Genomic DNA, 26,624 nt, shown 5'->3' on the forward strand with positions numbered 1-26,624 from the left:
GGTGCCCGCAAGCACCGGCCGCCCTTCGACGTCGTAGAACCAAAAACGGCTACTCGCCGTCGCCGGAGTCCGCATCCGCCGAGATCAGTTCCCGGCAGCGCTTCACGTCCTGGGCGATCTGCTCCAGCAGGCCCTCCAGCGACTCGAACTTCGCCTGGCCGCGCACGAAGGCGAGGAAGTCGACGGCGACGTGCAGGCCGTAGAGGTCGAGGCCCACGCGGTCGATGGCGTACGCCTCGACCGTGCGCTCGGTGCCGTCGAACTGCGGGTTCGTGCCGACGGAGATCGCGGCCGGCATGGCCTCTCCCTCGACGTGGAGGTAACCGGCGTAGACGCCGTCCGCCGGGATCGCCGTGTGGGGCAGGGTCTCGACGTTGGCCGTCGGGAAGCCCATTTCGCGACCGCGCTGGGCGCCGCGCACCACGACACCCTCGACCCGGTGCGGGCGTCCGAGAATCTCGCGGGCGCCCTCGACGTCGCCCTCGGCGACCAGCCGCCTGGTCAGTGTGGAGGAGAAGGGCTCGCCGCCGCCCGCCGCACCGCTCACGTAAAGATCCACCACCTCTACCTCGAAGTCGTATGTCCGGCCCTGCTCGATCAGGAAGGCCACATTGCCCGCGGCCTTGTGGCCGAAGCGGAAGTTGGGGCCCTCGACGACCGCTTTCGCGTGCAGCTTGTCCACCAGGACCTTGACCACGAAGTCGGCCGGGGACAGCTTGGAGAACTCTTTGGTGAACGGCAGGATCAGCGCCGCGTCCACACCCAGCTCGGCCATCAGTTCGGCACGGCGGTGGTGCGGGGCGAGCAGCGGGGGGTGGCTGCCGGGGCGCACGACCTCGCTGGGGTGCGGGTCGAAGGTGACGACGACGGAGGGAACGCCCAGCTCACGGGCGCGTTCCACGGCATGCCGGATGATCAGCTGGTGCCCGCGGTGGACCCCGTCATAAGAACCGATGGTGACGACGCTGCGCCCCCAGTCCTCGGGGATGTCCTCCAAGCCACGCCAGCGCTGCACTGTGACCGCTCCTCATCGAACCCGTGTCCGGATGTAGACCTGTGTCGTTGACCTCTTACGCAGGTCTAAGGGTGCCATGCCGGGGCCCTCCGCCCCGCATCGGCATGGAGGCTGTGACCGGGCGCACGTACGAATACCGCTAGGCGGGAACCCCCACCCCGGCCAGGTTCTCGATCATGCGCCGGGTGCTGGGTCCGACCACCGCGGCCCAGTCCTCCGGGGTGTCCGCCAGCCAGCGGGCCATCAGGGCGGCGAAGCCCGGCACCTGGCGGCCGAGGTCGACGAGCCCGCGGTCGAAACGGGTCGCTCCGGCGGGGGTGCGGACGAGCAGCCGGCCGGTCCGGTGGACGAGGTCGCGGAGCCCGTCGTCGTCGCGCCGGGCCGCCGCGTACAGCAGCGCGTCCAGTACGGCGGGGTCGTGCTCGTGCGCGAGCAGGAACTCCAGGAGTTCGCGGCGCAGCGGCCGGGAGGCGGGGGCGCCGGGCGCGGCGAGCACGGCGGCGAGGGCCGTCCGCACCGGTTCCGGGCCGCCGTCCAGGAGGCCGGTGACCAGGGGGAGGAGGACGGCCCGTGCGGTGGGGCCGTGGTCGAGGCACCGGTCGACGTAGACACCGAGGTGGGCGGCCGTCTCCGGCCACCGTACGACGGTCTCGCGCACCAGGGCGGCGGCCCGGCGGGCGAGGGCGGGGGTCGTGACCTCGGCGAGCGTACGGACCGCCTCGCCCGCGTCCGGTCCGTGCAGGCGGGCCCTGAAGGCTTCGAGGACGGGGTCGGAGTGGGTGGTGAGGGCGGCGGCCAGCGCGCTCGGCGGGAACTGCGGGTCGCCGGACGCGAAGTGCCGCAGCGCCTGCGGGAGATGACGGGCGCGGGTGTGCGGATCACGGACGAGGAGGGCGAGCGCACCGCCGTGCAGGGAACGGTCGGCGGGCCGGGCCAGCAGGAACTGGGCCGCGTAGCGCAGGAGTTCACGGTCGGCCTCGGTCCGTACGTGCGGCGCGGCCCGCAGCCCGTACGCCACCGCCGCCACCCGCCGCCCCGGCCGCTCGTCGTGCGCCCACCGGTCCACGGCCCGGCACACGGCCGACGGCTCCTCCTCGGCCAGCACGGCGAGGAGTTCGTCGGCCCGCCCGTGCGCACAGCCGACCAGCACCTCCGTCAGATCGTCCAGCGCCCGCCGCCGATGCGTGTGCAGCAGGGCCTGCGCGGCCGTCGCCACGGTCGCGTGCGGGGTCGCGGGCAACGGCCGCTCGTCGTCGAACCAGCGGGTCAGCAGCGGCTGTACGGCGGCGGGGTCGGCGACGAGCAACTCGGCCGCGGTGTCCAGGAACCGGGGCCCGCCACCTTCCTGCGGGGCACCGTCCGCGAGCACCAGCCGGCGCAGCAACTCGAACCGCTCGGCCTCCGGCAGCGCCAGCGCGGTCCAGAAGTCCGGCCCGAACTCCGCCGGTACGTCGCCCTGTTGCTGTCGCCGCCCCACCAACTGGTCGGCGAGCAGCCGCAGTACACCGCCGTACGGTGTCGCGTCGGGCACCCGTACCAGCACCTCGGCGAGCAGCCGCGCGGCCCACCAGGAATGCGGGTCGGCATTGAGAGCCTGCGCCAACTCCTTCAGCCGTAGCGCGAGTTGACCGGTGCCGTGCTCACGGGCGAGGAGCAGCAGGGCCTGTACGACGGGGCCGATGCGGTGGTGCGGGACGGGGAGGAGATGCGCGGCCCGCTGGGTGCGCGGGCGGTGCACGAGGGCGTGCAGCGCCTCGTCGAGGTCGAGGTGCGTGCCCTGGATCCAGTCGGCCAACTCCTCGTGGGCGAAGCGGTATCCGCTGCCGGCCGGCACCAGCAGCCCCTCGGTGAGGACGGCGGACGCCCACCCGGTACCACCGCCGAGCCGCGCCGGTGCGGGCCCCCACGGGAACACCGCCTCGAACGCCTCCCGGCCCAACTCCCCCTGCCCCGGCCCGAGACTGCGCCGCGCCGCCTCGTGCACCTGCCCTGACACCTTGGCGGCGAGCCGTCGTACGGCGGTACCGCGCAGGCCGTTCTCGGCGGCGAGCCGGACGGCGATACGGAGGCACATGAGATCGAGGTAGGCCGAGAACACGTCGTCGCGGTGGAGTCGGGCGGCGGGGGCGGCGGGCAGTGCGGCGAGCACCTCGGAGAGGAGCCGGAGGGTGAGGGGGTGACGGGCGTCGGGGTCGGCGAGGGCACCCTCCGGGACGCCGTACGCTGCGCGGGCTTGGCGGGCTTCATCTGGCCGCAGGTCGCCCAGGTGGACGCAGGCCGGCAGTACCGTCCCGGAGGCTGCGCCCCCAGACCCCCGCGTCGGCCCCGAAAGGGCCTCGTCCTCAAACGCCGGACGGGCTGAGGAAAGTGGACCGGCGTCGTCAGGCGCGGGCGCCCCGCAGGAAAGCCGACCGGAGTCATCAGGCCCGGGCGCCCCAGGGAAGAACCCGCGATACAGCAACTCCCTTGGAAATCCCGCCCCTTCCCAGTACTCCGCCCGGCACCCCACCACCAGCCGCGCCCGACTCCCCCGCAGCCACTCCCCCGTCCCCCGGGTCCACTCCGCCAGCCGGTGCGCCAGCACGGGAGGCATCTCCTCGGGCCCGTCGAGCAGGAGCAGCAAGGGCCTTCCGGCATCGGCCGCGACTCGGGCCAGCCGCTCGGGGCCCACGTCGCCGAGGCCGCCGGGCAGGGCGACGGACGCGGCCAGAATGCGGGACGCCCGCTCCACCGTCCGCCGTACCGCGTCCGCCACCGATTCGTCGCCGTCGCGCAGATCGGCGCCGCGCAGCCACAGCGTGGGTGCCGGTTCCGCACCGCCGCCGCGCCGGGCGGCGAACGCCGCGAGTTCCGTCGTACGGCCGCTGCCCGGAGGTCCGACGAGGCCGAGTACGGCGGCCGGGCTCGCGGTGAAGCGGGCGAACTCCCTTGCCGCCGACGGGCGTTCGACCGGTCGCAGCATGGACGAGCCGTCGAGGCGGCCGGGGCCGACGAAGCCTGCGAGTGTGCCCGGCGGGCCGTCCGAGCCCACCGAGGTGGCCGTCAGTTCCAGCACACCTGCCAGGTTGAGGTCGGCGCCGTACGCGGGCACGGTCGCCGCGTTGCGGGCGAGGAGCTCGGCCAGAGGGCCGTCGGGCGCGCGCAGGGGGACCGCGAAGCCCGTGTCCCGCTGCCCGGACTGGAGTGCTGTGCCGAGGACGGCGACCACCGCGCCGGTCACCGTGTCGAGGACGGGTCCGCCGGCCGCTCCGCCGCCCAGCCGCAGCGCGTCCCGGCCGGACGTGCCGATCGCCAACTCCAGGGCGTCGTCGAGGAGATGGAAGCGGTCGGTGGCCGTGTACGTGACGGAGGTGGCGCCCAGGACGCGGGCCTCGCGCCAGCAGCCCGCGGCGATCCGGACGTAGGTGCCGGTCCCGATCCGGTCCCGGACGGTGACGGGGAGCGGGTCGACGCCGAGGCCATCGGTGCGGACGAGGGCCAGGTCGAGGTCGGGCAGTGGGGTCACCGCGTCGGCCGTCACCAGGCAGCTGCGGTCGCCGGCGCCGTGCAGGACGAGCCGGGGCAGTCCGTCGACGGCCTCGTGGCTGGTGATCACCGTGCCGTGGTGGTCGGCGACGAATCCGGTGCCGCGCGGGCGTCCGGCCAGATCGCGGATCCGCACGAGGCGCTCCGCCGGGGCCGCGATGTGCCGTCGTTCATCTGCGGCGCCGTCGTGGCTGGTCGCACAGTTCCCCGCGCCCCTTTGGGGCGTTGTCGCATCGCCCCCGGTGGATCGCCGCGGGCCCCGTCCCACCATGGTCGAACCTCCCCGCTGTACCCCTGCCCTGTGTTCGACGGTAGGCGTGGCGTGATCAGCGGGACAGATCGCGTGGTGAACGCGCCCCCTTCCGCTCCCTCGGTTCACTCCGAGCGCCTGCCCAGGTGGGTGAATAGTCGCGGAGCGTTGGATACACCCTAGGGGTGGGGGAACCGAGGGGGGAGCGGGGGGGGGGGGGGGGGCCTGGCGCGCCCCCCCCCCCCCCCCCCCACGGGCGGGAGTTGAGACCCCCGGAGAGATCTCCGGGGGTGTCGCTCAGGCGAAGACGGCGAGGCTCTTGGCCTTGCCCTTCTGTTCCTCGACCAGGGCCAGGAAGCGGCCCTCGGGGTCGAAGACGCCGACCGCGCCGACGCCCGCGTACTCCTCGGGGATGTCCAGGCGGACTCCGTTGAGCAGCAGCTTGGCCCGCCGCTCGTCCACCGACCAGCGTGGGAACGCGGCTTCGGCGGCCTCGGCGATCGGCATCACGGTCAGCTCCTGCTGGAGCTGGTCCAGGGTCCTGGCCGAGTCCAGCTTGTACGGGCCGACGCGGGTGCGGCGCAGGGCGGTCAGGTGGCCGCCCACGCCGAGGTCCGCGCCCAGGTCGCGGGCCAGGGCCCGGATGTAGGTGCCGGAGGAACAGACCACCGAGACCACCAGGTCGAGGACGGGGGTGCCGTCCTCGGCGACGGCGTCCCGGACGTCGTAGACCGCGAAGGAGGAGATGGTGACGGGGCGGGCGGGGATCTCGAAGTCCTCGCCGTCGCGGGCCCGTTTGTAGGAGCGCACGCCGTCGATCTTGATGGCGCTGACCTTGGACGGGACCTGCATGATCTCGCCGCTGAGCTTGGCGATCCCGGCGTCGACGGCCTCCCGGGTGACCTTCGAGGCGTCGACCGACCCCGTGATCTCGCCCTCGGCGTCGTCGGTCAGGGTCGTCTGGCCCAGGCGGATGGTGCCCAGGTACTCCTTCTCCGTCAGCGCGAGATGGCCGAGGAGCTTTGTCGCCTTCTCGACACCGAGGACGAGCACTCCCGTCGCCATGGGGTCGAGGGTGCCGGCGTGCCCGACGCGGCGGGTGCGGGCGATGCCGCGCATCTTGGCGACCACGTCGTGCGAGGTGAAGCCCGACGGCTTGTCCACGATGACAAGGCCGTCGGGCGTCTGGGTTTTCTGCGTCATTCGGCGGCGTCGTCCTCGTCGTCCGGCTTCTTGTACGGGTCCGCGTCGCCCGCGTAGGCGGCGCCCGCCGAGACCTCGCGCACCTTCTGGTCGGACTGCCGGGCCTTGTCGAGGAGGTCCTCGATGGTCTTGGCGGTGTCCGGCAGGGCGTCCGCGACGAAGGTGAGCGTCGGCGTGAACTTCACGCCGGCCGCGGCACCCACGGCCGAGCGGAGCACGCCCTTGGCGCTCTCCAGACCGGCGGCGGCAGCCGCGCGCTCCTCGTCGTCCCCGTACACGGTGTAGAAGACGGTCGCCTCCCTCAGGTCCCCGGTGACCCGGGTGTCCGTGATGGTGACGTGCGAGCCGAGCCGCGGGTCCTTGATCCCGCGCTGCAGCTTCTGGGCCACCACCTCTCGGATGAGGTCCGCCAGCCTCTTGGCACGCGCGTTGTCGGCCACTGGTCCGTCTCCTTAGTAACTACGTCTTGCTGCTTGCTTCAGTCTTCGTCGCTGTGGAGCCTGCGTCGAACCGAGAGCAGTTCCACCTCGGGCCGCCCGGCCACCAGCCGTTCACAGCGGTCCAGTACGTCGGTGAGGTGTCCCGTGTCCCCGGAGACCACCGCGAGCCCGATCTCGGCCCTGCGGTGAAGGTCCTGACTGCCCGTCTCGGCCGCGCTCACCGCGTACTTGCGCTGGAGTTCGGCCACGATCGGACGGACGAGAGAGCGTTTCTCCTTCAGCGAGTGGACGTCGCCGAGGAGCAGATCGAAGGACAGAGTCCCCACATACATGTGTGTCCGGATGTCCCGCCGGTTCGGGGTATGGGCGCCGGTCTCGGACGCCGATACAGGAACCGTACACGCAACGGCCGGGGCCGATCGACGGAATTGTGTCCCCGCCGACCGGCCCCGATCGCGTGCTGTGACGATCAGCCGCGAGGCTTCTCGCGCATCTCATACGTCGCGATGACGTCGTCGACCTTGATGTCGTTGAAGTTGCCGAGGTTGATACCGCCCTCGAACCCTTCGCGGATCTCGGTGACGTCGTCCTTGAAGCGACGCAGACCGGAGATGGTGAGGCTCTCCGCGATGACCTTGCCGTCGCGGACGAGGCGCGCCTTGGTGTTGCGCTTGACCTCTCCGGAGCGGACCAGGACACCGGCGATGTTGCCCAGCTTGGACGACTTGAAGACCTCGCGGATCTCCGCCGTGCCGAGCTCGACCTCCTCGTACTCCGGCTTGAGCATGCCCTTCAGGGCCGCCTCGATCTCCTCGATGGCCTGGTAGATCACCGAGTAGTACCGGACGTCGACGCCCTCGCGCTCCGCCATCTGCGCCGCTCGGCCCGCTGCGCGGACGTTGAAGCCGATGACGATCGCGTCGGAGCCGGTCGCCAGGTCGATGTCCGACTCGGTGACCGCACCCACGCCGCGGTGCAGGACGCGGATGTCGACCTCGTCGCCGACGTCGAGCTGGAGCAGCGAGGACTCGAGGGCCTCCACCGAACCGGACGCGTCGCCCTTGATGATGAGGTTGAGTTCCTGCACCAGACCGGCCTTGAGGGCCTCGTCCAGGTTCTCCAGGGAGAACCTGACTCCGCGCCGGGCGAAGTTGGCGTTGCGCTCGCGCGCCGCGCGCTTCTCGGCGATCTGACGTGCCGTGCGGTCCTCGTCGACGACGAGGAAGTTGTCGCCGGCGCCCGGGACGTTGGTGAGTCCGAGGACGAGGACCGGGGTCGAGGGACCCGCCTCTTCCACGTTGTCGCCCTTGTCGTCGAGCATCGCGCGGACACGGCCGTAGGCGTCGCCGACCACCATGGTGTCGCCGACCCGCAGGGTGCCGCGCTGGACCAGGACGGTCGCGACGGCGCCGCGGCCACGGTCCAGGTGGGACTCGATCGCGATGCCCTGCGCGTCCTGCTCCGGGTTGGCCCGCAGGTCGAGCGAGGCGTCCGCGGTCAGGACCACGGCCTCCAGCAGCTGGTCGATGTTCAGACCCTGCTTGGCGGAGATGTCGACGAACATCGTGTCGCCGCCGTACTCCTCGGCCACCAGACCGAACTCGGTGAGCTGACCGCGCACCTTGGTCGGGTCGGCGCCCTCGACGTCGATCTTGTTGACCGCGACCACGATCGGCACGTCGGCCGCCTTGGCGTGGTTCAACGCCTCGATCGTCTGGGGCATCACACCGTCGTTGGCCGCCACCACGAGGATCGCGATGTCGGTCGACTTGGCACCACGGGCACGCATGGCGGTGAACGCCTCGTGACCCGGGGTGTCGATGAAGGTGATCTTGCGCTCTTCGTCGTTGACCTCGGTCGTGACCTGGTACGCGCCGATGTGCTGCGTGATACCGCCGGCCTCGCCCGCGACGACGTTCGTCTTGCGGATGGTGTCGAGGAGTCGGGTCTTACCGTGGTCGACGTGACCCATGACGGTCACGACCGGCGGACGCGCGACGAGGAACTCCTCGCCACCCTCGTCCTCGCCGAACTCGATGTCGAAGGACTCGAGCAGCTCGCGGTCCTCCTCCTCGGGGCTGACGATCTCGAGGACGAAGTTCATCTCGTCCGCGAGGAGCTTCAGCGTCTCGTCGGAGACGGACTGCGTGGCAGTGACCATCTCGCCGAGGTTCATCATCACGCCGACGAGCGACGCCGGGTTGGCGTTGATCTTCTCGGCGAAGTCGGTGAGCGAGGCACCGCGCGACAGACGGACGGACTGTCCGTTGCCACGAGGCAGCATCACACCGCCGACCGACGGGGCCTGCATGGCCTCGTACTCCTGGCGCCTCTGCCGCTTCGACTTGCGGCCACGACGCGCGGGACCACCGGGACGGCCGAAGGCGCCCTGTGTGCCACCACGGCCACCAGGACCACCGGGACGACCGCCGAAGCCGGGACGGCCACCGCCGCCACCCGCCGGAGCACCCGGACGGCCGGCGAAACCGCCGCCACCGCCACCGGGACCCGCGGGACGACCGGCGAAACCGCCACCGCCGCCACCCGGACGACCGGCGAAGCCGCCGCCGCCACCGGGACGACCGCCGCCGCCACCGGGACCACCGGGACGACCGCCGCCGGCACCGGGACCACGGCCACCGGGGCCGCCACCGGGACGGGGGCTACTGCCCGCGGCGGGACGCTGCGGCATCATGCCGGGGTTCGGACGGTTGCCACCGGGGCCACCGCCCGGACGCGGAGCGCCGCCCTGTGGGCGGGGCATGCCGCCCGGGGTCGGACGCGCGCCACCCGGAGCACCGGGACGGGGACCGCCCGCGGCACCCTGGGGACGGGGACCGCCCTGACCGGCACCCTGCGGACGCGGGGCGCCGCCGGGAGCACCACCCGGACGGTCCTGGCCGCCGGGACGCGGGGCACCGGGACGGGGCGCACCGGGGCGCGCCATGCCGGTGGAGCCGCCGGAGGTGAACGGGTTGTTGCCCGGACGGGGACCGGCCGGACGAGCACCGGGGCGTGCGCCCTGGCCGCCCGGACGCGGAGCGCCGGGACGGTCGCCGCCACGCTCGGGGCGGTCGCCACGACCCTGGCCGCCCTGGCCGGGACCGGCCGGACGGGCAGCACCCGGACGGGGCGCCTGACTCGCCGGACGCGGGGCGCCCGGACGGGGTGCGGAGCCGCCGGTGGAGGCAGGAGCGGCCGGAGCCGCGGGAGCCGCCGGAGGCGCGGTGAACTCGGGCGCGGTCGGCGCCGGCGAGACCGGGGCGGGCCGCGGCGCGGGCCTCGGGCCCGGACGGGGACCACCGGTGGAGGCCGGGGCGGCGGGCGCGGCCGGGGCTGCGGGAGCCGCGGCGGCGCTCTCGGCGACGACCGGCTTCGGGGCCGGCGGACGCGGCGCGGCGGGACCCGGACGGGCACCCTGCGCCGGAGAGGGGGCTCCCGGACGTGCCGGGGCAGCCTTGCGTGCGGGGGCGGGCTTGCCGCCTCCGCTGCCCTGCTGGAGGGCGTCTGTCAGCTTGCGTACAACGGGCGCCTCGATCGTCGAGGACGCCGAACGGACAAATTCACCGAGTTCTTGGAGCTTGGCCATGACGACCTTGCTCTCCACCCCGAACTCCTTGGCGAGTTCGTATACCCGGACCTTAGCCACTTCGCTCCTTTTAGGTCCGGGTGCGTCCGGACCGTCGCTACTTCATGGGCGTACTCATCGCGTGCTCATCGAGTGCTCATCGCAATCTCGACCTACTTCCAACTCGCGGAATACCGGGCCGCACGGAGGTTCCGTACGACTCGCTCTTACGGTGTTGCCTGCTCGACGTGGAGACGCAACGCCTTTGTGTCGAGCGTCCCCTGGGCACGCAGCGCCCGTGGGAACGCCCGGCGGCGTACCGCCAGGTCGAGACAGACCAGGGCGGGGTGCAGATATGCGCCCCGGCCGGGCAGCGTACCGCGATGATCGGGGACGCATTCGCCCTCGACCGCCACGATGCGCAGCAGTTCCTTCTTGGCCGCTCGCTCCCGACACCCCACACAGGTGCGTTCAGGGCATGCGCGGGCTCGCGTCCGGCCAGACACGTCTAAGTCTACCTCCCCGCACCGACCTCACCCCTTCGGGGCAAGAATCGAACGGCTGTTGTCGTGATCTAAGCCACTGGCGGCCGAGAACTATTCCCCTGGCTGGTCGGACGGCTGTTCGGTGTCCGGACGGATGTCGATCCGCCAGCCGGTGAGGCGGGCCGCGAGCCGGGCATTCTGCCCTTCCTTGCCGATCGCCAGCGACAGCTGGTAGTCCGGCACCGTCACGCGCGCGGAGCGGGTCGCGAGGTCCACCACCTCGACCTTGGAGACCCGCGCCGGGGACAGCGCGTTGGCCACCATCTCGGCCGGGTCGTCCGACCAGTCGACGATGTCGATCTTCTCGCCGTGCAGCTCGCCCATCACCGCGCGCACCCGGCCGCCCATGGGGCCGATGCAGGCGCCCTTGGCGTTCAGACCGCTGCGGGTGGAGCGGACGGCGATCTTCGTACGGTGGCCGGCCTCGCGCGCGATGGCGGCGATCTCCACCGACCCGTCGGCGACCTCCGGCACCTCCATGGCGAACAGCGCCTTCACCAGGTTGGGGTGCGTACGGGACAGGGTCACGGACGGACCGCGCATGCCCTTCGCCACCCGGACGACGTACGACCGCAGGCGCAGCCCGTGCGGGTACTCCTCGCCCGGCACCTGCTCCTGCACCGGCAGGATGGCCTCCAGCTTGCCGATGTCGACGAGCACGTTCTTCGGGTCGCGGCCCTGCTGGACCACACCGGCGACGATGTCGCCCTCACGGCCGGCGAACTCGCCGAACGTCACCTCGTCCTCGGCGTCCCGCAGCCGCTGCAGGATGACCTGCTTGGCGGTGGTGGCGGCGATCCGCCCGAAGTCGGACGGGGTGTCGTCGAACTCGCGCGGCTCCTCCCCCTCCTCCAGGTCCTCGGGGTCCTCTTTCGCCCAGACCGTCACATGGCCGTTCTCACGGTCGAGCACCACGCGCGCGTGGCGGCGGCTTCCCTCGGTGCGGTGGTAGGCGATGAGGAGGGCCGACTCGATCGCTCCGACCAGCAGGTCGAAGGAGATCTCCTTCTCCCGTACCAGGCCCCGCAGGGCACTCATGTCGATGTCCACGGCTACGCCTCCTCTGCGTTCTCTTCGTTGTCGTTCTTGTTCTTACGGTTGAACTCGACCTGCACGCGCGCCTTGACGACGTCCGCGAAGGCAAGCCGCCTGGCGGTGGGCTTGCGCCCCTTCACGCCGGGCACTTCCACATCGATGCCGTCGTCGTCCACGTCGAGGATCCGGGCGACCAGCTCACCGCTCTCGGCCAGCTGGAACCTCACCAGCCGGTCGGTGGCCCGCACGTAGTGACGGTGCTCGGTGAGCTCGCGCTCGGCGCCGGGGGTCCCGACCTCGAGGGTGTACTCGCCGGCGCCCATCGCGTCGGTCTCGTCGAGCTTCGCGGAGAGCGCGCGGCTCACATCCGCGATCTGGTCCAGATCGGCACCCGTGTCGGAATCGACGACCACGCGCAGCACCCGCTTGCGTCCGACCGAGTCCACTTCGACCTCTTCGAGATCGAGGCCCTGGGAGCTGACGAGCGGTTCCAGCAGTACTCGCAGCCTCTCGCTCTGGGTCGTGCTCATCCGGGGTGACTCCTCGGCCGCGTGTGCTGTTGTGGGTAGGGCGCGTGTCTGCTCAAAGGGTATCCGGTCCCAGGGTGTGTTGCCGCCCACCTGCAGGCCGACCGGTGCCGGTGACTGCCACCCGGCGGGCGCGCGGGTAACGTGATCACGGGCGCGCTGCCCTTGCCGTGTTTTCGTTCGTACGAGCCCCCCGAGGACGATCCGCCGTGCCGTTCCCCCCACCTCCGCGCACCCTCACGGGACCGCGCAGAAGGAGCCTGCTCGCCTCGGCCGCCGGAGCCGCGCTCCTGGTGGGCTGCTCCACCGACGGTGACGACTCCGAGAACACCGCGGGCAGCCCCTCGGCCGCCGAACGCGCACGCGCGCGTGCGGCCTCCGACAGCGAGAACCTGCTCCAGCACTACGACGCGGTACTCGCCGCCCACCCGACGCTCGCGGAGCGGTTGGAGCCGCTGCGGGCCGAGGTCGTCCGGCACGCGACGGCCTTCGGCGGCAGCGCTTCCAAGCCGTCTTCCACGGCCACCGCCTCGCCGTCGGCTTCCGTTTCGGCCTCCGCCGTGCCCGCGACCGCGAGCGACGCCCTGGCCGGACTGGCGGCGGCCGAGCGCAGCCTCGCCGACAGGCGGGCCAAGGCGCTGCTGGACGTACCGGGCGAGCTGGCCCGGCTGCTGGCCTCGGTGGCCGCGGCCGGGGCCGGGCACGCGTATCTGCTGACGGAGGATGCCAAGTGAGCGAGGAGAAGGCCGCGGAACTGACCGCACTCCAGGCGGCCCTGGCCGCCGAGCACGCGGCGGTCTACGGCTACGGCGTGGTCGGCGGCCGTATCCGCGAGGGCCGGCGCACCGAGGCCAAGGCCGCCTACGACGGGCACCGGGCCCGGCGGGACGCCCTGGTCCGGGAGGTCCGGGACCTGGGCGGCAGGCCGGTGGCCGCGTCGGCCGCGTACGCGCTGCCGTTCGCGGTACCGGACTCGGCCGCCGCCGTACGGCTCGCCGCCGAGCTGGAGGAACGGGTCGCCGGGGTCTACTCCGACCTGGTGCGGGCGTCGACCGGGGCTGTCCGCGGTACGGCCGCGGAGGCGCTGCGGGAAGCTGCGGTCCGGGCGGTGCGCTGGCGCGGCGGGAGCGTACCCTTCCCAGGTCTCGCCGAGCGGGCCGCGACCCCCACGGCCTCGGCGACACCCACGGCGTAACACCGCACCGGGCCGCAGGACCGCACGAAGGGAACAACTCGCGCATGGCTTTCGAACCGCCGCAGCGTCTGGTGAGGGCGCTCGGTGAGACGGCACCGAGCGGTGACGACTGGTTGGAGAAGCTACCCGAGCTGGCCCAACAGGCCGTTGGTCTACGCGAGTTGACCGCGGAACGGGTGCAGGTGCCCGGTGGGCGCAGCAGCCTGGTCGTGCTGGTACGGCGGGCCGACGGAACCCCTGCGGTGCTGAAGCTGGCCCCGCGCCGGGCCCGGCCGGAGAGCGAGCGGGCCGCGCTCGCGCACTGGGGTGGCCGAGGGGCCGTACAGCTCGTCGAGGCGGCGGCGGGCGAAGGCGTGCTGCTGCTGGAGCGGTTGCATCCGGATGTGTCGGTGCGGTCGTTGCCGGAGGCGAAGGCGTTGCTGGAGGCGGCGGGGGCCTTGCGGCGGCTGTGGGTGGAGCCGCCTGCGGATCATGTTTTCGAGACCGTGGGCGAGCGGACCGGCCGGCAGGCGGCGGCGATGCGGGCGACCGCGTCCGGCTTGGCGGAGGTTTCGGAGCTCGTGGACGCCGCGTTGGCCGTGCGGGACGAGTTGTTGGCCGCGCCGCCCGAGGTGCGGTTGCTGCACGGGACGTTTCGGCAGAGCAAGGTGCTCGCCGGGGATCGGGTGCCGTGGTTGGCCGTGGGGCCGGATCCGGTGGTGGGTGAGTGCGCGTTCGATCTGGCCCGGCTGGTGCGGGACCGGGTGGAGGATCTGATCGCCACGCCTTCGGGGGCCGCCACTACCAGGCGGCGCATCAAGCGGCTCGCGGAGTCGCTGGAGGTGGATCAGGAACGGCTGCGTGGCTGGACGCTGTTCCGGGCGGTGGAGTCGGGGGTACGGGCGCGCCGCGTGGGACGGATGTCGGACGCCGAGCTGCTGCTGGAGTTCGCGGGCTGGCTGTAGCCGCATCGCGGGCGGAGCCCGGGCCGTCCCCGCGGCGTGCTGCGGATGGGACGGCGCTCCCCTGCTGGAGGGTCCTCGCAGGGGAGCGCCGTGGGTCCGGCCGACGTGCCTCCCGAGCCTGCCAACCGGAGCTTCGCGGGGCAGCCGTCCCGTGCCGTGTCAGTGCTCGGTCGGGGGCCGCACCTGCGGCTGTTGCCGGACGGGAGCGGCGAACAGGGCTCCCTCCATGGCCAGCAGGCGGGTGTGACTGCGGATGTGGGCGGCCTGCTCCAGGGCGGCGGGGCCGTCTCGTCGCAGGTGGTGGACGGTGTGCTCGACGCGCCGGACGTGTCCGAAGAGCGGAAGGTCCCTCGGCAGCAGCCACCAGGACAACTGCTGGTCCCCGGCCACGAGGCTCAGCAGGTGCCTGCCGCCGACGGCCGGACTGATGGCCGCGCTCGACGGGTGCAGCGCGGCCAGCCAGGCGAGGAGGTGCGCGCGCTCGAAGGAGACACGGGTCAGCTCCCGTTCGAAGGAGTCGGTGTGGCGCTGCCAGCGGGCCAGTTCCTTCCGGCAGCCGTCAAGGTCCACGGAGAGACGGTGACACAAGGCGGCCTCCTGCCGACGGGCACGCCCACGCGGCCTGAGCAGGCGGAGCAGAGCGGCCGTACGGCCGACGGGCCGGGTGCCGCGAGCCGCCGAGCCGCCGGACACGGGCTCTTCGGGCAGGGGCATCGTCAAAGGTGCGGGCATGAGGTACTCCGGTGGCGGTGAACGAGGAATCACTCCCGGGGCGGACCGCTGCTCGTCCCGGTCGCGTCCCACAGGTGGTCGCGGGCTCGGGAGTCGTCGGTCCGGCCGCGGGTGGAGCCGGTGCGTCGGTATGCGCCGGCGCTCCGCGCGTTGGCGAGGCGACAGGCCTCGTCGGCCGGCTCCCGCAGGCGCAGATGCCGTTGATATGCCGCCCGGGTGCCGCACGGGGCGAGCTGCCCTCGCGGCACACCGGCCGGGACGCGGGGTGCTGCGGGTTCGGCGGGCGGCGACGGATCCGTCTGACACTCCAGGGCGTGGCGCTGAGCTCCGGTCAGACCGGCGATGACACCGTCGCGATGGCATTTGGGCAGTCCCTTCTCGCGTTTGAGCACGGCGGCCCGGCACTGGGCCAGTACGGGGCAGGCCGCACAGATGGACACGGCCCTGGACGAGGACCGGCGGGAGAACCAGAGCTCCGCGTCCTGGTGACGGCAGGCGGCTCGCGCCTCCCACGCCCGGGTGCCCTCCTCCGCCCCTCCCCCGGAGCCGGTCGGCCCCCTCGACCGACCGGCGCTCACTGGTCCGGCCCTTCCGGGCCCGTCGCACGTCCCGACGGCAGGAGCGGTACGAGCCGTTGCGCCCAGGCCGGCCGGTGCCCCTGCTCCGGCAGCATCCGCTGTACGGCCGGTTCGGGGAGCGCCGCCGAGGCCTGCACGGGGCCGACGGCCGGGCCTTCGGCGTCGGTCCGCTCCGGCGACAGAGGCCCCAGGTATGCGGCCACATTGGCGAGGGAGCAGCGCTCGGGTCTGCCGTCGAGAGACATCAGAGGCATGCCGTCGCTGGTCCGGTAGCCCTGGAAGTACCAGACGTCCCCGTGTCCGTCGCGCTGCGGTAGGGCCAGGTCGTACAGGGTCTCGCCGATCCGGAACGGACGCTGTCGCGCGCCCGTCGCCGGCTCCGGTGGTGCCGTGGGGACGCCGAGGACCATCACCGTCACCCGGACGCCGTCGAGTTCTCCCTCGCCGGTCAGGGTGTGGGGCTCGGTCCGCTCGCCGACCACCGTGATGCCGAAGTACGAGCACCAGCGTGCCCATTGGGCGAGGTCGTCGATGCGGAGCAGCACCCGCACCCGGTCGCCCTCGATGCGGACGGCGTGCGGACCGGGGTGGCTGTCCAGGTACCGCTCGATGGTGCGGGCGGCGTGACGCGCCCGCTCGCAGGAGGCGTCCCAGCTCATGGCCTGCCGCTCCAGTTCGGTGACCGGCCGCGCGGCGCGGGCCCAGCCGCCGTCCGGCCTCCGGCTCAGCACCACACCGAAGGAGCGTTCCGGATCGACGAGGAGGCGGGCCGAGTCCAGCGCGTGCGCGACGGCCACCGCCTGTTCGGTGCGGACGGCCGGCAGCACCGTGCGGATCACGCGGGCGGCGTGGGGAAGGCTCCTGTTCACGCGCTCACCGCCGTCCAGCGCAGCTTGCGCAGCGCCCGGTGGGTCAGCGCCTTGACCGCGCCGACGCTCCGCCCCATCTCCAGGGCGGTCTCCTGCGGTGTCAGCTCGTGGAGGAAGCGCAGTTGCACACAGTGCCGCTGCTGGTCGTTGAGGGTGTGCAGGGCGGTACGCACCGTCTCGTGGGCCTCGACCGCCTCCAGCTCGCGCAGGGCGGGCGACTCCTGTCTGCGGCCGGGCGTCTGCGACTCCGGGAACTCCGCGACCGGGGTCTCCAGCCGGGTGCAGCCGCGGCCGAGTTCGTCCAGATAGAGGTTCTTGGCGATGGTCGTCAGCCAGGCGGCGAAGGCCGTGCCCTGCCAGGTGAAGACGTCGATGCGGCGCAGTGCGCGGACGAACACCTCCTGGGTCAGGTCCTCGGCCAGGTGTCTGTTGCGCGTACGGATGAGCAGAAAGCCGTACGCCAGGTGGTAGTGCTCGAAGTAGAGGGCGGCGAACGCCTCCCGGTCGCCGGCGCGGGCCCGGGCGACCAACTCGGGCTCCGGACCGTCCGGTGCGGACGTGCCGTTGTTCGGTGCGAACACGATGGGTACTCCCGTCGACGTCTTTCGGGGTGTGGAGCGACGGCACCCCACATCTTCAATATTCATGTAGATGTAGATTATCTCGACGGTCGTGCGGCATGGACACCACTACGCGACCCCACCGCCGGACATCGGGGTCCGCCTCCGGAGATATCTACAGTCTTCACGTAGATGCATACAGTGTCAAGTTGTGCACGGACCGCAAGGAGAGGGCTCGCTCCCGCGACAGGGGTGCGCGGGCGCACACCCGCGCATTTACGGTGGAACAACCGCAATAGCGCTCCGGCGTGCACCAGAAGCCCGAATTGCCGGTCTGCGATCTACTTGCGCTTGTAGATAGCGATGCCGGATCCTCTGTTGCGTGACAAACCAGCAAAGCCGCCGAGGAGACGCAGAACCCGGCAACGATCCGGCCCGTCAGGACGTAGACCTGACGGCTCTGCTCGAACGCCTCCTGGCACAGGCCCCGGGAAAGACCCAGAAGGACCTGGCGTCGGCAGCAGGCATCTCGTACCCGACACTCAACGCGTGGATGAACCGGACCCGCGGCACCTCTCGCATCGACCCGGAGAAGCTGCGGGCCATGGTGGAGGTGTTCCGCGGCTGGGGCGTGCGGACGACTCCGCGCGAGTTCTTCGAAGCGGTGGGCCGCCCCGCACCCGGGCCCAGCGCGGACGAGCGGGAGGCGCGACTCCTCAAGCTGTACCGGCAATTGCCGGAGGCACGTCAGCGCGCACTCATCAAGGATGCCGAGGCCATGCTCCAGGTCAGCCGCATCACGTGAGGTCAGCGACCTCCGCCCCGGCCCCTCACGGCGATGCCGGCGCCCGACGGGCGGGGAAAGGCGATACACCCCGCACGAGTGAATATGACCGAAACTCTCCCGGCCTCCGACGGCCATGGATACCATCGGTCAACCGCTGACCTCCCGGAGCGGATCACTCGCGTCGTTGTGCATCCCTGGGGAGACAGTTGTGTGCATCCACATTTCATTAGCGGACAATCTGCCTGAAATCGCGACATGGGACCCGGACGAGGTCGTCATCCGTGTCGCCAAGGGCTTCCAGCCGAGTGACGTGCTCCGGGAAGTACGGGACATCCTGATGATCGACCTGGGTGCCCCCGCATCGCACGGCAGCCTGCTCCGATGCTTCTGCGGCATGCCGGTGGAACTCCCGCGCGAGCTGCTCCTGCGCGAGCTGGTCACCGCCGAGGTCTGCTGATTGCCGTCAGCCTGTCGGCGCCTGAACCGATTCCGGTGGACGTCGGCCCGCCGGAGTCGGCGTGAGTCTGAGGGCGAGGACGGGGCAGTCGGCGGCGGCTCTGCGGGCGCGCCTGACTGTGCGGGCGGGGATGCGGGTGTCCCCGGCCAGGGGATAGCCCCACTCGTCCAGCGTGATGTGGTCCGGGAGCAGTTCCGCGCACAGGCCGTGGCCCTGGCAGGACGTCCAGTCGATGTCGATCTGCTGTTGCTCCATGGTCAGCGGGCCTCGTTCGGGATCGGGAGCAGGGGGGTGGGGTCCGTCGCCGTGCACAAACCCCTTGCGTGGGCGTCGAGTTCGGCCGCGAACGTGGTCAACGCGCTGCGGACCAGGCGGACCGTGCCGTCGGGGTGGTGGCAGGCGCCTCGGCCCTCGACCAGGCCGGACCAACGGGCCACGTCCTGACGGGTGTCGCCCTGCGGGCCGGGGGTGGCCAGGGTGTGGAACGCGGACGCGATGCGCGGGAGGCCGTTGAGACAGGGGCCGCACTGGCCGGCCGACTGGAGGGCCAAGTAGCGCAGGACTCGGGCGGTTTCGGCCACTCCGCAGCGGGTGGTGGGAAGTGCGGCCAGCACGCCCGCCCCCAAGTCCCCTGCGTCCAGTGTGCGTTGGGCTGCTTCGGCGGCCGGGATCCACGTGCCGTGGTAGCCGCCCACCAGTACCGCCGACATACCTTGGAGCGGGAGCAAGCGGTCCAGCGGGAGGCCGAACGGGGCTTCCACCACCCGGACTTCGCGGCCCGGCACATGCAGGGTGCAGAGCGTGCTGCCGGGCTGCGCGGGGGTGCCCGCGCTGCGGAACCAGTCGGCGCCGTAGCGGGCCACCAGGGCGAGGTGGGCCAGGGTCTCGACGTTCTGGACGAGCGTCGGTGCCTTGCGCACCCCGCGTTCGCGGACCGGCGGGTCCTGGTGGCGGGGCAGCGGGACGTTCCCGGAGACGTACTGGGCGAGCGCCGAGGCCTGACCGGAGAGGAAGCGTTTGGGCAGGCGGACCACTCGCACGGCCAGCGGGTCGTTGCGTTGGGACAGGGCCGACTCCAGGTAGGACGCGCCGTCCTCCACCGCCAGGTGGGCCTCCCCCGCGCCGACCGCCCTGGCCGCCAACTGCAGCCCGTCCAGGACCAGATGGGGTGAGAGGCGGAGCAGGGTCCTGTCCTTGCGGCTGGCCGGTTCGCCCTCCGCGCCGTTCGCCACGACCACGGGGGCGCGGCCCGTGCGGCGGCTCGCGTCGGCGACCGCGACCAGCTTGCGGTACGTCGGGAACGCGGCGCCTCCGCGTCCGGTGAGGCCGGATTCGGCGACTGTTCTCAGGAGGGCGTCGGGATCGCCGTACGACAGTGGGCCGTAGCGCTGTTCGTGGGTGGCGAGGTCGGCCGCGGTGCCGCCGGGGGCGAGGAGGCGAGGGGACATGTAGACGTCGGTGAAGGTCGTGGTCATGAGCGGGCTCCTTCGGCGGTGCGGAGCAGGGCTGCGGGGGTGCGTCGGGCGGCGCGGGCGGAGTGGGCCGTGCGGATGGCGAAGGCGGCGACCACCGCGGCCACGCAGGACACGGTCAGCCAGGTCATCCAGTCGGTGCCGGTGTCCGTGCCGATGCCGATGCCGTGGATCAGGGCGACCGGCCAGGAGGCGTAGGCCAGCCAGTGGAGCGCCCGCCACGTGCGGTGGCCGATGCGTTCCCGCAGGAGGCTGGTGATCAGGACCGCGAGCATCAGGTCGAAGGCGACCGTGCCGAGGCCGAGCCAGAGCGGCTCGTAGTCGGAGACGAAGGGGACCACCGCGTCGAGGACGGTGATGTCCACGTAGCCGTCAATCACCGCCACCGCGATGTGCAGGGCCAGGAAGGCCGTTGCGGAGAGCGAGAGGGTGCGGTGCAGGGTGACCGTGCCGAAACGGGGCAGGCCGGGGAGGCGCGTGCGCAGGCGGACCGCTATGCCGAGCAGGACGACGACCGTGAAGAGGACCAGGCAGACGGCTCCGGTGGCGCGGTTGGCGTACCAGAGGGTTTCGGAGGTCATGCGGCGGCCACCAGGGAGGTGGGCCAGCCCGGGGTCGTGACGACCGTGCCGTCCTGTGCGACCAGGCGGGCCGGGAGGCCGAGGCGGGTCAGCCGGCGTTCGGCGTCCGCGCCCTTGACCATGGCCGCCGTGCTCGCCGCGTTGGCGTCGGCGCTCGTCGCGGCGGCGACGGAGACCGTGCGCCAGGGGCTGCGGACGGGGAGGCCGGTGCGCGGGTCGACGATGTGGTGCAACTCGTGGCCGTTGCGGCGCCAGTTGCGGGCGGCGGTGCCCGAGGTGGCGAGGCCGCCGGAGCGCAGGCCGATCGTGGCGTACGTGCCGTTCGTGGGCGTCTCGTCGACGGAACCGGTGACGTCCTGGACGCGGATGTTCCAGCCGCCGGCCGGGGGCTCCCCCGCGACGGCCGTGTCGCCGCCCAGGCTCACCAGGACTCCGCAGCCCGCCACTTCGGCGAGCATCGCCGCGGCCCTGTCGGCGGCCCAGGCCTTCGCCGTGGCGCCGAGGTCGAGGCGGACCCCGGCCGGGACGGTGACCGTGCCCGTCGTACGGTCGAGGTCGATCAGGCGCCAGCCCGGGGCGCGCTTCACGGTGAGCCGGACCGGGCGGTCGTCCTCGCGGACGAGGGTGAAGTCGCGGTCGTAGCCGATGGCGTTCATCGCCGAGCCGACCGTCGGGTCGACCGCGCCGTCCGTCGCCTCGGCTGCGCGCAGGGCGACGGCCAGGGCTTCGGCGAGCAGCGGGCTCACGGTGACCGGGCGGCCGAACGAGGCGTCCAGGGCGGCCAGTTCGGAGTCGGGGCGGAACCGGCTGCAGGCCGCGTCGACCTCGGCGAGGTGCCGGGCGAGGAGCAGGTTGCAGGAGTCCAGCAGGGCCGGGTCGGTGACGACCAGCCGGACCGTGGTCCCCAGGGCGCGCCATTCCGCGGCGGCCGTCCTGCGCAGGGTCGTTGTGGTCATCACGACGCTCCCGACGTGGAGTCGGTGGAGCCGCCGGAGGACGACGTCACGCCGGACGAGGACGACTGGAGGTCCGACGAGGACGACGAAGATGAAGAGGATGAAGAGGTCGAGCTGTCCGACGTGGAGGACGCCGACGGCGAGGGTGACGACGAACTGGTCGTCGTGCCGGTGTTGCTCGCCGTCGTGTCCGCTTCCGTGTCCGACTGCATCGTGCCGACCAGGGCGAACACCCCGGCCGCCGCCGCCAGCGTGACCGCTGCCGTGGCGGCCGCGATGCGCCGCTTGCCTCTGCGGACCGCCGCAGCGGCCCCACGCTCCTTGACTGTCATGACCGTTCCCCTCCGCAGTGACGCTCTGTCACGTACTACGGTCGGGGACCAGCCTGAGAGAAGTCTGTGAGGCGCCCATACGCCTGCGCAGAACTCCCTGAGAGATCTCTTACAGGGCGGGTTGTGCGGTCAGACGGACGATCGCCTCGTCGACCGTCAGTTCCTCGCGCTCACCGGTCCTGCGGTCCTTGAGCTCCAGGACGCCCTCGGCGGAGCGGCGCCCCGCGACCAGGATCTTCGGTACGCCGATCAGCTCGGAGTCGGTGAACTTCACGCCCGGGGAGACCCCGGCGCGGTCGTCGACCAGGACGCGCAGGCCGGCGGCGCGCAGCTTCTCCGAGACGTCGAGGGCGAGTTCGGTCTGGAGGGCCTTGCCCGCGGCGACGACGTGCACATCGGCCGGGGCGACCTCGGCGGGCCAGCACAGGCCCTTGTCGTCGGCGGTCTGCTCGGCGAGGGCGGCGACCGCGCGGGAGACACCGATGCCGTAGGAGCCCATCGTCACGCGGACCGGCTTGCCGTGCTGGCCGAGGACGTCGAGCTTGAGGGCGTCGGCGTACTTGCGGCCGAGCTGGAAGATGTGGCCGATCTCGATGGCGCGGTCCAGCTTGAGGCCGGTGCCGCACTTGGGGCAGGGGTCGCCCTCCTGCACGACCACGACGTCGACGTACTCGCCGACCTCGAAGTCACGGCCCGCGACGACGTTCTTGGCGTGCGTGCCCTCCTTGTTGGCGCCCGTGATCCACGAGGTGCCGGGGGCCACGCGCGGGTCGGCGATGTACGTGACCTTCTCGCCCAAGCCCTGCGGACCGACGTAGCCGCGCACCAGGTCAGGACGGCCGGTGAAGTCCTCCGCCGTCACCAACTCCACGGCGGCGGGGGCGAAATGGGCCTCGACCTTGTCCATGTCGACCTCGCGGTCACCGGGCACTCCTACGGCCACGATCTCGCTGTCGACCTTCACGAGGAGGTTCTTGAGGGTCGCGGAGGCCGCTACGCCGAGGTGGGCGGCGAGGGTCTCGATGGTGGGGGTGTCGGGGGTGGGGATCTCTTCGAGCGCGGGCACGCCGGTGGCGTCCACGGGCTTCAACTCGTACGAGATCGCTTCGGTGTTGGCGGCGAAGTCGCAGTTCGGGCAGTCGGCGAAGGTGTCCTCGCCGGCCTCGGCGGGGGCGAGGAACTCCTCCGACTTGGAGCCGCCCATCGCGCCCGCGGTGGCGGCGCAGATGCGGTAGTCGAGGCCGAGGCGCGCGAAGACCTTCTGGTAGGCCTCGCGGTGCAGGGCGTACGACTTGGCGAGGCCCTCGTCCTCGGTGTCGAAGGAGTACGAGTCCTTCATCAGGAACTCGCGGCCACGGAGGATGCCGGCGCGGGGGCGGGCCTCGTCGCGGTACTTGTGCTGGATCTGGTAGAGGATGACCGGCAGGTCCTTGTAGGAGGACGCCTGGTCCTTCACGATCAGCGTGAAGATCTCCTCGTGGGTGGGGCCGAGGAGGTAGTCGCCGCCCTTGCGGTCCTTGAGGCGGAACAGCTCGGGGCCGTACTCGTCCCAGCGGCCGGTCGCCTCGTACGGCTCCCGGGGCAGGATCGCGGGCAGCAGCACCTCCTGGGCGCCGATCGCGTCCATCTCCTCACGCACGATCCGCTCCACGTTCGAGAGGACCTTCTTGCCCAGCGGCAGCCAGGACCAGATGCCGGCGGCGGTACGGCGGACGTAACCGGCCCGCACGAGGAGCTTGTGACTGAGGACCTCGGCGTCCGCCGGGTCGTCGCGCAGCGTCTTCGCCATCAACTGGGACATGCGCTGGACCGGTGCGTTCGCCATGGTTCCTGTACTCCTGCCGGGAAAGGGTGATGGCTAGGAGGTTAGCCGGGCTCGCTGTGCCGGTGGAAATCGGTTAACGACGGCGGAGCGGCAGCGGGGCGCCCATCACCGCGTACGGCTTCGGGGCGCTGGGGAACAGGACCTGGCGGGCGAGGTCCTCGTAGCCGAGGGAGCGGTAGAGGCCGCGGGCCGGGCTGTCGGTGTCGATCGCGGAGAGGATCGAGCGGGGTTCGGCGGCGGTGTCCGTGATCGTGGTGATCAGGGAACGGCCGACACCGCGGTTCTGGAAGTGCGGGTGGACGTGCAGCTCCGTGATCACGAAGGAGTCGTCGAGCCAGGCGTCGTGGCCACCGGCCCGGAGGTACGGCTCTACGACCGTGGACCACCAGTGGGTGCGGTTGTTCGGCATGCCGTAGACGAATCCGACGAGTCGGCCCTGGGTGGTGGCGCCGAAGGCGTTGGCGCCGGGGTAGGTCATGTGGCGCAGGACGATTTGGCGGCGAACCGCTACCTCGTCCGGGCCCAGGCCGAAGGCGATGGCTTGTACGGCGAGGGCTTCGTCGACGTGGGCCGAGAGGTTCAGGGGGGCGATCACGACGTCTTCGGGGTGGCGGTGGCCGTGACCGGGAAATCGCATGTGGGGAGAGTACATGGGCATGACGGTTGTCTTTCGGGTGGCGGCCGTATGTGGCCGGTCGCGCCCACGCGGCGGAGCCGCATATGTCACAGCCCCGCGCCCCTCGGGGGGGGGTGTGGACCTCAGCGTGTTTCAGAAGAGGACGCTCATGAAGGCTCCTACCTCCTGGAAACCCACTCTCAAGTACGCCCTTCTCGCCGGGGTGTTGAAGTCGTTCACGTAGAGGCTGACGACCGGAGCCACGTCCGCCAGGGCGTAGCGCAGTACCGCTGCCATCGCCGGGGCCGCCACTCCCCTGCCCCGGTACTCGGGGGCCACCCACACGCCCTGGATCTGGCAGGCCTGCGGGGTCGCGGCGCCGATCTCGGCCTTGAAGACGACCTTGCCGTACTCGTCGAGGCGGGCGAACGAACGGCCGGAGCCCACGAGTTCGGCCACTCGGGCCTGGTAGAGGAGACCGCCGTCGCCTGCCAGCGGGGAGACGCCCACCTCCTCGGTGAACATCGCCACACACGCCGGCATGATCGTCTCCATCTCGTCCTTGCGGATGCGCCGGACGTAGGGATCGGGAGCGATGTCGGTGGGCATGCGGTCGGTGACCATGAGGGGCTGCTGGGCGCGGACCTCCCGGGCCGGGCCCCAGCTCGGTTCGAGGAGGCGCCAGAGCTGGGCCGTCGCCTCGGCGGGGCCGACGATCGAGGAGCAGCGGCGGCCTGCCCTGCGGGCCCGGTCGGCGAACGCGCGGACCGCCCGGGGGGTCGCGCAGATCGGGACCAGGTTGGCGCCCGCGTAGCAGAGGGACGTCAGCATGCCGTCCTCGTACCAGCCCCACATCTCGCCGCCGAGCCGCCACGGGTCGAGGCCGGCGACCTGAACCCGCGAGGTCACGAAGGCGTTCGTGACCGGCTCGCGGTCGAGTACGGCGAGCGCGGCTTCCAGGTCGCTCGGTTCGAGCACCCGAGAGGTGGTCTGGGTCAACACGTACGGGGCCTCACCCTGAGGGTCTGCTGATCTCCGCACTGTACCTGCGGAAGCTGAGCGGTGCCGCCTTGTGTTGGGGCTAGCTTCTCTTGTGGGGGGTGAGGAAGGTGGGCGTCTGGGGGCTGCCGCCCCCAGGCCCCCGCTCTCGGCCTGGACGGCCTCGTCCTCAAGCGCCGGACGGGCTGTCAGTGCCAAGCCTCGCTGTGAAGTGAGCCTTTCAGCCCGCGACCGCCACCGTCGGCTCCCCCGAAGCCACCCCGTCCGCCTCCATCTGCTCGGCGATCTTCATGGCTTCTTCGATGAGCGTCTCGACGATCTTCGACTCGGGGACGGTCTTGATGACCTCGCCCTTGACGAAGATCTGACCCTTGCCGTTGCCGGAGGCGACGCCGAGGTCGGCCTCGCGGGCCTCGCCAGGGCCGTTCACGACACAGCCCATGACGGCCACGCGGAGCGGGACCTCCATGCCCTCCAGGCCCGCCGTGACCTCCTCGGCCAGCTTGTAGACGTCGACCTGGGCGCGACCGCAGGAGGGGCAGGAGACGATCTCCAGGCGGCGGGGCTTGAGGTTCAGGGACTCCAGGATCTGGAGGCCGACCTTGATCTCCTCCACCGGCGGGGCGGAGAGCGAGACGCGGATCGTGTCGCCGATGCCCTGCGAGAGGAGGGCGCCGAAGGCGACCGCCGACTTGATCGTGCCCTGGAAGGCGGGGCCCGCCTCGGTGACGCCGAGGTGCAGCGGGTAGTCGCACTGGGCCGCGAGCTGGCGGTAGGCCTCGACCATGACGACCGGGTCGTTGTGCTTGACCGAGATCTTGATGTCCTGGAAACCGTGCTCCTCGAAGAGGGACGCTTCCCAGAGGGCGGACTCGGCCAGCGCCTCGGGGGTCGCCTTGCCGTACTTCTTAAGCAGTCGGCTGTCCAGCGAGCCCGCGTTCACGCCGATGCGGATCGGGGTGCCGTGGTCCTTCGCGGCGCGCGCGATCTCCTTGACCTTGTCGTCGAACTGCTTGATGTTGCCCGGGTTCACCCGGACCGCCGCGCAGCCGGCCTCGATCGCGGCGAAGACGTACTTCGGCTGGAAGTGGATGTCCGCGATCACCGGGATCTGCGACTTGCGCGCGATGGTGGCCAGCGCGTCCGCGTCGTCCTGCGTGGGGCAGGCCACGCGGACGATCTGGCAGCCGGACGCGGTGAGTTCGGCGATCTGCTGGAGCGTGGCGCCGATGTCCGACGTACGGGTGGTCGTCATGGACTGCACGGACACCGGCGCGTCGCCGCCGACCGCCACGGATCCGACCTGGATCTGCCGGCTCTTGCGACGCTCGGCGAGCCGGGTCGGAACGGACGGAATGCCGAGAGAAATCGCAGTCATCTGCTGTGCAACCCCAAGTCGTGGATCAAGGCCCCGGTCCCGGAACAGCGGGCTCCAGGCTTCGAGATTACGTCAACCGTGCGGGCCCGAGCACATCCCGGCCGTAAACCCACTCAATGGAGGGGGGGGGGGGGGGGGGGCGCGGGGGGGGCGGCGCAGCGCGGACCAGACAGCCGCAGAGAATTAGTTAGTGTGAGAATTAAACACCACAACAACGAGCACAACACGCCAGGTC

Annotated in this window: 27 protein-coding genes; 6 read left to right on the forward strand and 21 right to left on the reverse strand. The window is 71.8% G+C overall.

What is annotated here, in order from left to right; all coding sequences use genetic code 11:
* Nucleotides 1-49: 49 nt before the first annotated feature.
* The 9 genes from ACFXC1_RS19870 to rimP form a co-directional block, all read right to left on the reverse strand.
* Nucleotides 50-1,015 (reverse strand): bifunctional riboflavin kinase/FAD synthetase, encoded by a 966-nt coding sequence (locus ACFXC1_RS19870; RefSeq protein WP_381244381.1) that lies wholly within the window; start codon nucleotides 1,013-1,015, stop codon nucleotides 50-52.
* Between the two features lie 139 nt (nucleotides 1,016-1,154).
* On the reverse strand, nucleotides 1,155-4,676 hold the full coding sequence (locus ACFXC1_RS19875; RefSeq protein WP_381244382.1) for a trypsin-like peptidase domain-containing protein: 3,522 nt from the start codon (nucleotides 4,674-4,676) through the stop codon (nucleotides 1,155-1,157).
* A 411-nt stretch (nucleotides 4,677-5,087) separates the two neighbouring features.
* Complete coding sequence (gene truB / locus ACFXC1_RS19880) at nucleotides 5,088-5,993, reverse strand: tRNA pseudouridine(55) synthase TruB (protein WP_381244384.1); 906 nt, start codon at nucleotides 5,991-5,993, stop codon at nucleotides 5,088-5,090.
* On the reverse strand, nucleotides 5,990-6,433 hold the full coding sequence (gene rbfA, locus ACFXC1_RS19885; RefSeq protein ID WP_381244386.1) for a 30S ribosome-binding factor RbfA: 444 nt from the start codon (nucleotides 6,431-6,433) through the stop codon (nucleotides 5,990-5,992). The genes truB and rbfA overlap by 4 nt, the downstream gene beginning before the upstream one ends.
* A gap of 38 nt (nucleotides 6,434-6,471) precedes the next feature.
* A complete protein-coding gene (locus ACFXC1_RS19890; protein ID WP_019074817.1) occupies nucleotides 6,472-6,765 on the reverse strand; it encodes a DUF503 domain-containing protein in 294 nt (97 codons plus the stop codon).
* A gap of 137 nt (nucleotides 6,766-6,902) precedes the next feature.
* Nucleotides 6,903-10,082: a translation initiation factor IF-2 gene (gene infB / locus ACFXC1_RS19895; protein ID WP_381244388.1), complete on the reverse strand. Its 3,180-nt coding sequence runs from the start codon at nucleotides 10,080-10,082 to the stop codon at nucleotides 6,903-6,905.
* Between the two features lie 146 nt (nucleotides 10,083-10,228).
* Complete coding sequence (locus ACFXC1_RS19900) at nucleotides 10,229-10,507, reverse strand: YlxR family protein (protein ID WP_078532798.1); 279 nt, start codon at nucleotides 10,505-10,507, stop codon at nucleotides 10,229-10,231.
* Nucleotides 10,508-10,597: 90 nt separating this feature from the next.
* Nucleotides 10,598-11,596 carry a transcription termination factor NusA gene (gene nusA, locus ACFXC1_RS19905; RefSeq protein ID WP_019074814.1) on the reverse strand — a complete coding sequence of 333 codons (999 nt, stop codon included), beginning with the start codon at nucleotides 11,594-11,596 and terminating at the stop codon, nucleotides 10,598-10,600.
* 2 nt (nucleotides 11,597-11,598) lie between these two features.
* Nucleotides 11,599-12,111: a ribosome maturation factor RimP gene (gene rimP, locus ACFXC1_RS19910; protein ID WP_381244391.1), complete on the reverse strand. Its 513-nt coding sequence runs from the start codon at nucleotides 12,109-12,111 to the stop codon at nucleotides 11,599-11,601.
* A gap of 206 nt (nucleotides 12,112-12,317) precedes the next feature.
* On the opposite strand from rimP, the gene ACFXC1_RS19915 reads away from it, so the two are divergent.
* The 3 genes from ACFXC1_RS19915 to ACFXC1_RS19925 are packed head-to-tail and all read left to right on the forward strand — an operon-like array spanning nucleotide 12,318 to nucleotide 14,247.
* Nucleotides 12,318-12,842 (forward strand): hypothetical protein, encoded by a 525-nt coding sequence (locus tag ACFXC1_RS19915; RefSeq protein ID WP_381244393.1) that lies wholly within the window; start codon nucleotides 12,318-12,320, stop codon nucleotides 12,840-12,842.
* Nucleotides 12,839-13,303, forward strand: coding sequence for a ferritin-like domain-containing protein (locus ACFXC1_RS19920; RefSeq protein WP_381244395.1), 465 nt, complete (start codon nucleotides 12,839-12,841; stop codon nucleotides 13,301-13,303). Before ACFXC1_RS19915 ends, ACFXC1_RS19920 begins: the two co-directional genes overlap by 4 nt.
* A gap of 44 nt (nucleotides 13,304-13,347) precedes the next feature.
* Nucleotides 13,348-14,247 carry an aminoglycoside phosphotransferase family protein gene (locus ACFXC1_RS19925; RefSeq protein WP_381244397.1) on the forward strand — a complete coding sequence of 300 codons (900 nt, stop codon included), beginning with the start codon at nucleotides 13,348-13,350 and terminating at the stop codon, nucleotides 14,245-14,247.
* A 159-nt stretch (nucleotides 14,248-14,406) separates the two neighbouring features.
* Here ACFXC1_RS19925 and ACFXC1_RS19930 read toward each other — a convergent pair whose 3' ends face one another.
* Genes ACFXC1_RS19930 through ACFXC1_RS19945 form a run of 4 tightly spaced genes read right to left on the reverse strand, consistent with a single transcriptional unit; the run spans nucleotide 14,407 to nucleotide 17,007 of the window.
* A complete protein-coding gene (locus ACFXC1_RS19930; protein WP_381244399.1) occupies nucleotides 14,407-14,979 on the reverse strand; it encodes a hypothetical protein in 573 nt (190 codons plus the stop codon).
* Between the two features lie 29 nt (nucleotides 14,980-15,008).
* Complete coding sequence (locus ACFXC1_RS19935; RefSeq protein ID WP_381244400.1) at nucleotides 15,009-15,557, reverse strand: WhiB family transcriptional regulator; 549 nt, start codon at nucleotides 15,555-15,557, stop codon at nucleotides 15,009-15,011.
* On the reverse strand, nucleotides 15,554-16,426 hold the full coding sequence (locus ACFXC1_RS19940) for a BN159_2729 family protein (RefSeq protein ID WP_381244402.1): 873 nt from the start codon (nucleotides 16,424-16,426) through the stop codon (nucleotides 15,554-15,556). Before ACFXC1_RS19940 ends, ACFXC1_RS19935 begins: the two co-directional genes overlap by 4 nt.
* Nucleotides 16,423-17,007, reverse strand: a complete 585-nt coding sequence (locus tag ACFXC1_RS19945; RefSeq protein WP_381244404.1) for an RNA polymerase sigma factor — start codon at nucleotides 17,005-17,007, stop codon at nucleotides 16,423-16,425. Before ACFXC1_RS19945 ends, ACFXC1_RS19940 begins: the two co-directional genes overlap by 4 nt.
* Nucleotides 17,008-17,368: 361 nt before the next feature.
* On the opposite strand from ACFXC1_RS19945, the gene ACFXC1_RS19950 reads away from it, so the two are divergent.
* Together ACFXC1_RS19950 and ACFXC1_RS19955 are read left to right on the forward strand one after the other, a co-directional pair.
* Nucleotides 17,369-17,791 carry a helix-turn-helix domain-containing protein gene (locus ACFXC1_RS19950; RefSeq protein WP_381244406.1) on the forward strand — a complete coding sequence of 141 codons (423 nt, stop codon included), beginning with the start codon at nucleotides 17,369-17,371 and terminating at the stop codon, nucleotides 17,789-17,791.
* Nucleotides 17,792-17,981: 190 nt separating this feature from the next.
* Nucleotides 17,982-18,230 (forward strand): hypothetical protein, encoded by a 249-nt coding sequence (locus ACFXC1_RS19955; protein ID WP_381244407.1) that lies wholly within the window; start codon nucleotides 17,982-17,984, stop codon nucleotides 18,228-18,230.
* A 6-nt stretch (nucleotides 18,231-18,236) separates the two neighbouring features.
* On the opposite strand, the gene ACFXC1_RS19960 is transcribed toward ACFXC1_RS19955, so the two are convergent.
* From ACFXC1_RS19960 to ACFXC1_RS19975, 4 genes are read right to left on the reverse strand one after another with little or no spacing between them, the layout of a single operon-like run.
* The gene (locus ACFXC1_RS19960) at nucleotides 18,237-18,485 is read right to left on the reverse strand and encodes a ferredoxin (protein ID WP_381244408.1); all 249 of its coding nucleotides are present in this window, start codon (nucleotides 18,483-18,485) and stop codon (nucleotides 18,237-18,239) included.
* A 2-nt stretch (nucleotides 18,486-18,487) separates the two neighbouring features.
* The gene (locus ACFXC1_RS19965) at nucleotides 18,488-19,705 is read right to left on the reverse strand and encodes an NADH-ubiquinone oxidoreductase-F iron-sulfur binding region domain-containing protein (RefSeq protein ID WP_381244410.1); all 1,218 of its coding nucleotides are present in this window, start codon (nucleotides 19,703-19,705) and stop codon (nucleotides 18,488-18,490) included.
* Nucleotides 19,702-20,283: a ferric reductase-like transmembrane domain-containing protein gene (locus ACFXC1_RS19970; protein WP_381244411.1), complete on the reverse strand. Its 582-nt coding sequence runs from the start codon at nucleotides 20,281-20,283 to the stop codon at nucleotides 19,702-19,704. The genes ACFXC1_RS19965 and ACFXC1_RS19970 overlap by 4 nt, the downstream gene beginning before the upstream one ends.
* Complete coding sequence (locus ACFXC1_RS19975; protein WP_381244412.1) at nucleotides 20,280-21,239, reverse strand: FAD:protein FMN transferase; 960 nt, start codon at nucleotides 21,237-21,239, stop codon at nucleotides 20,280-20,282. The genes ACFXC1_RS19970 and ACFXC1_RS19975 overlap by 4 nt, the downstream gene beginning before the upstream one ends.
* 24 nt (nucleotides 21,240-21,263) lie before the next feature.
* On the opposite strand from ACFXC1_RS19975, the gene ACFXC1_RS19980 reads away from it, so the two are divergent.
* On the forward strand, nucleotides 21,264-21,641 hold the full coding sequence (locus ACFXC1_RS19980; protein WP_381244414.1) for a hypothetical protein: 378 nt from the start codon (nucleotides 21,264-21,266) through the stop codon (nucleotides 21,639-21,641).
* A gap of 39 nt (nucleotides 21,642-21,680) precedes the next feature.
* Here the strand turns inward: ACFXC1_RS19980 and ACFXC1_RS19985 are convergent, their stop codons facing one another.
* From ACFXC1_RS19985 to ispG, 4 genes are all read right to left on the reverse strand, one after another.
* Nucleotides 21,681-23,396, reverse strand: a complete 1,716-nt coding sequence (locus tag ACFXC1_RS19985; RefSeq protein WP_381244416.1) for a proline--tRNA ligase — start codon at nucleotides 23,394-23,396, stop codon at nucleotides 21,681-21,683.
* A 73-nt stretch (nucleotides 23,397-23,469) separates the two neighbouring features.
* Nucleotides 23,470-24,033, reverse strand: coding sequence for a GNAT family N-acetyltransferase (locus ACFXC1_RS19990; protein ID WP_381244418.1), 564 nt, complete (start codon nucleotides 24,031-24,033; stop codon nucleotides 23,470-23,472).
* 132 nt (nucleotides 24,034-24,165) lie between these two features.
* Nucleotides 24,166-25,014: a GNAT family N-acetyltransferase gene (locus tag ACFXC1_RS19995; protein WP_381244420.1), complete on the reverse strand. Its 849-nt coding sequence runs from the start codon at nucleotides 25,012-25,014 to the stop codon at nucleotides 24,166-24,168.
* A 217-nt stretch (nucleotides 25,015-25,231) separates the two neighbouring features.
* Entirely contained in the window at nucleotides 25,232-26,389 is a 1,158-nt protein-coding gene (gene ispG, locus ACFXC1_RS20000; RefSeq protein WP_200714782.1) for a flavodoxin-dependent (E)-4-hydroxy-3-methylbut-2-enyl-diphosphate synthase, read from the reverse strand.
* Nucleotides 26,390-26,624: the final 235 nt, after the last annotated feature.

Source organism: Streptomyces hokutonensis, assembly GCF_042751305.1.
GTDB lineage: Bacteria > Actinomycetota > Actinomycetes > Streptomycetales > Streptomycetaceae > Streptomyces > Streptomyces hokutonensis_A.

What these genes read in the sequence shown, in the direction of transcription:
- ACFXC1_RS19890 (WP_019074817.1), bottom strand. Translation starts at nt 6,765, where the DNA reads ATGTATGTGGGGACTCTGTCCTTCGATCTGCTCCTCGGCGACGTCCAC.
- ispG (WP_200714782.1), bottom strand. Translation starts at nt 26,389, where the DNA reads ATGACTGCGATTTCTCTCGGCATTCCGTCCGTTCCGACCCGGCTCGCC.
- ACFXC1_RS19930 (WP_381244399.1), bottom strand. Translation starts at nt 14,979, where the DNA reads ATGCCCGCACCTTTGACGATGCCCCTGCCCGAAGAGCCCGTGTCCGGC.
- ACFXC1_RS19965 (WP_381244410.1), bottom strand. Translation starts at nt 19,705, where the DNA reads ATGACCACGACCTTCACCGACGTCTACATGTCCCCTCGCCTCCTCGCC.
- ACFXC1_RS19990 (WP_381244418.1), bottom strand. Translation starts at nt 24,033, where the DNA reads ATGCGATTTCCCGGTCACGGCCACCGCCACCCCGAAGACGTCGTGATC.
- ACFXC1_RS19985 (WP_381244416.1), bottom strand. Translation starts at nt 23,396, where the DNA reads ATGGCGAACGCACCGGTCCAGCGCATGTCCCAGTTGATGGCGAAGACG.
- ACFXC1_RS19925 (WP_381244397.1), top strand. Translation starts at nt 13,348, where the DNA reads ATGGCTTTCGAACCGCCGCAGCGTCTGGTGAGGGCGCTCGGTGAGACG.
- truB (WP_381244384.1), bottom strand. Translation starts at nt 5,993, where the DNA reads ATGACGCAGAAAACCCAGACGCCCGACGGCCTTGTCATCGTGGACAAG.
- rimP (WP_381244391.1), bottom strand. Translation starts at nt 12,111, where the DNA reads ATGAGCACGACCCAGAGCGAGAGGCTGCGAGTACTGCTGGAACCGCTC.
- ACFXC1_RS19970 (WP_381244411.1), bottom strand. Translation starts at nt 20,283, where the DNA reads ATGACCTCCGAAACCCTCTGGTACGCCAACCGCGCCACCGGAGCCGTC.
- ACFXC1_RS19975 (WP_381244412.1), bottom strand. Translation starts at nt 21,239, where the DNA reads ATGACCACAACGACCCTGCGCAGGACGGCCGCCGCGGAATGGCGCGCC.
- ACFXC1_RS19960 (WP_381244408.1), bottom strand. Translation starts at nt 18,485, where the DNA reads ATGGAGCAACAGCAGATCGACATCGACTGGACGTCCTGCCAGGGCCAC.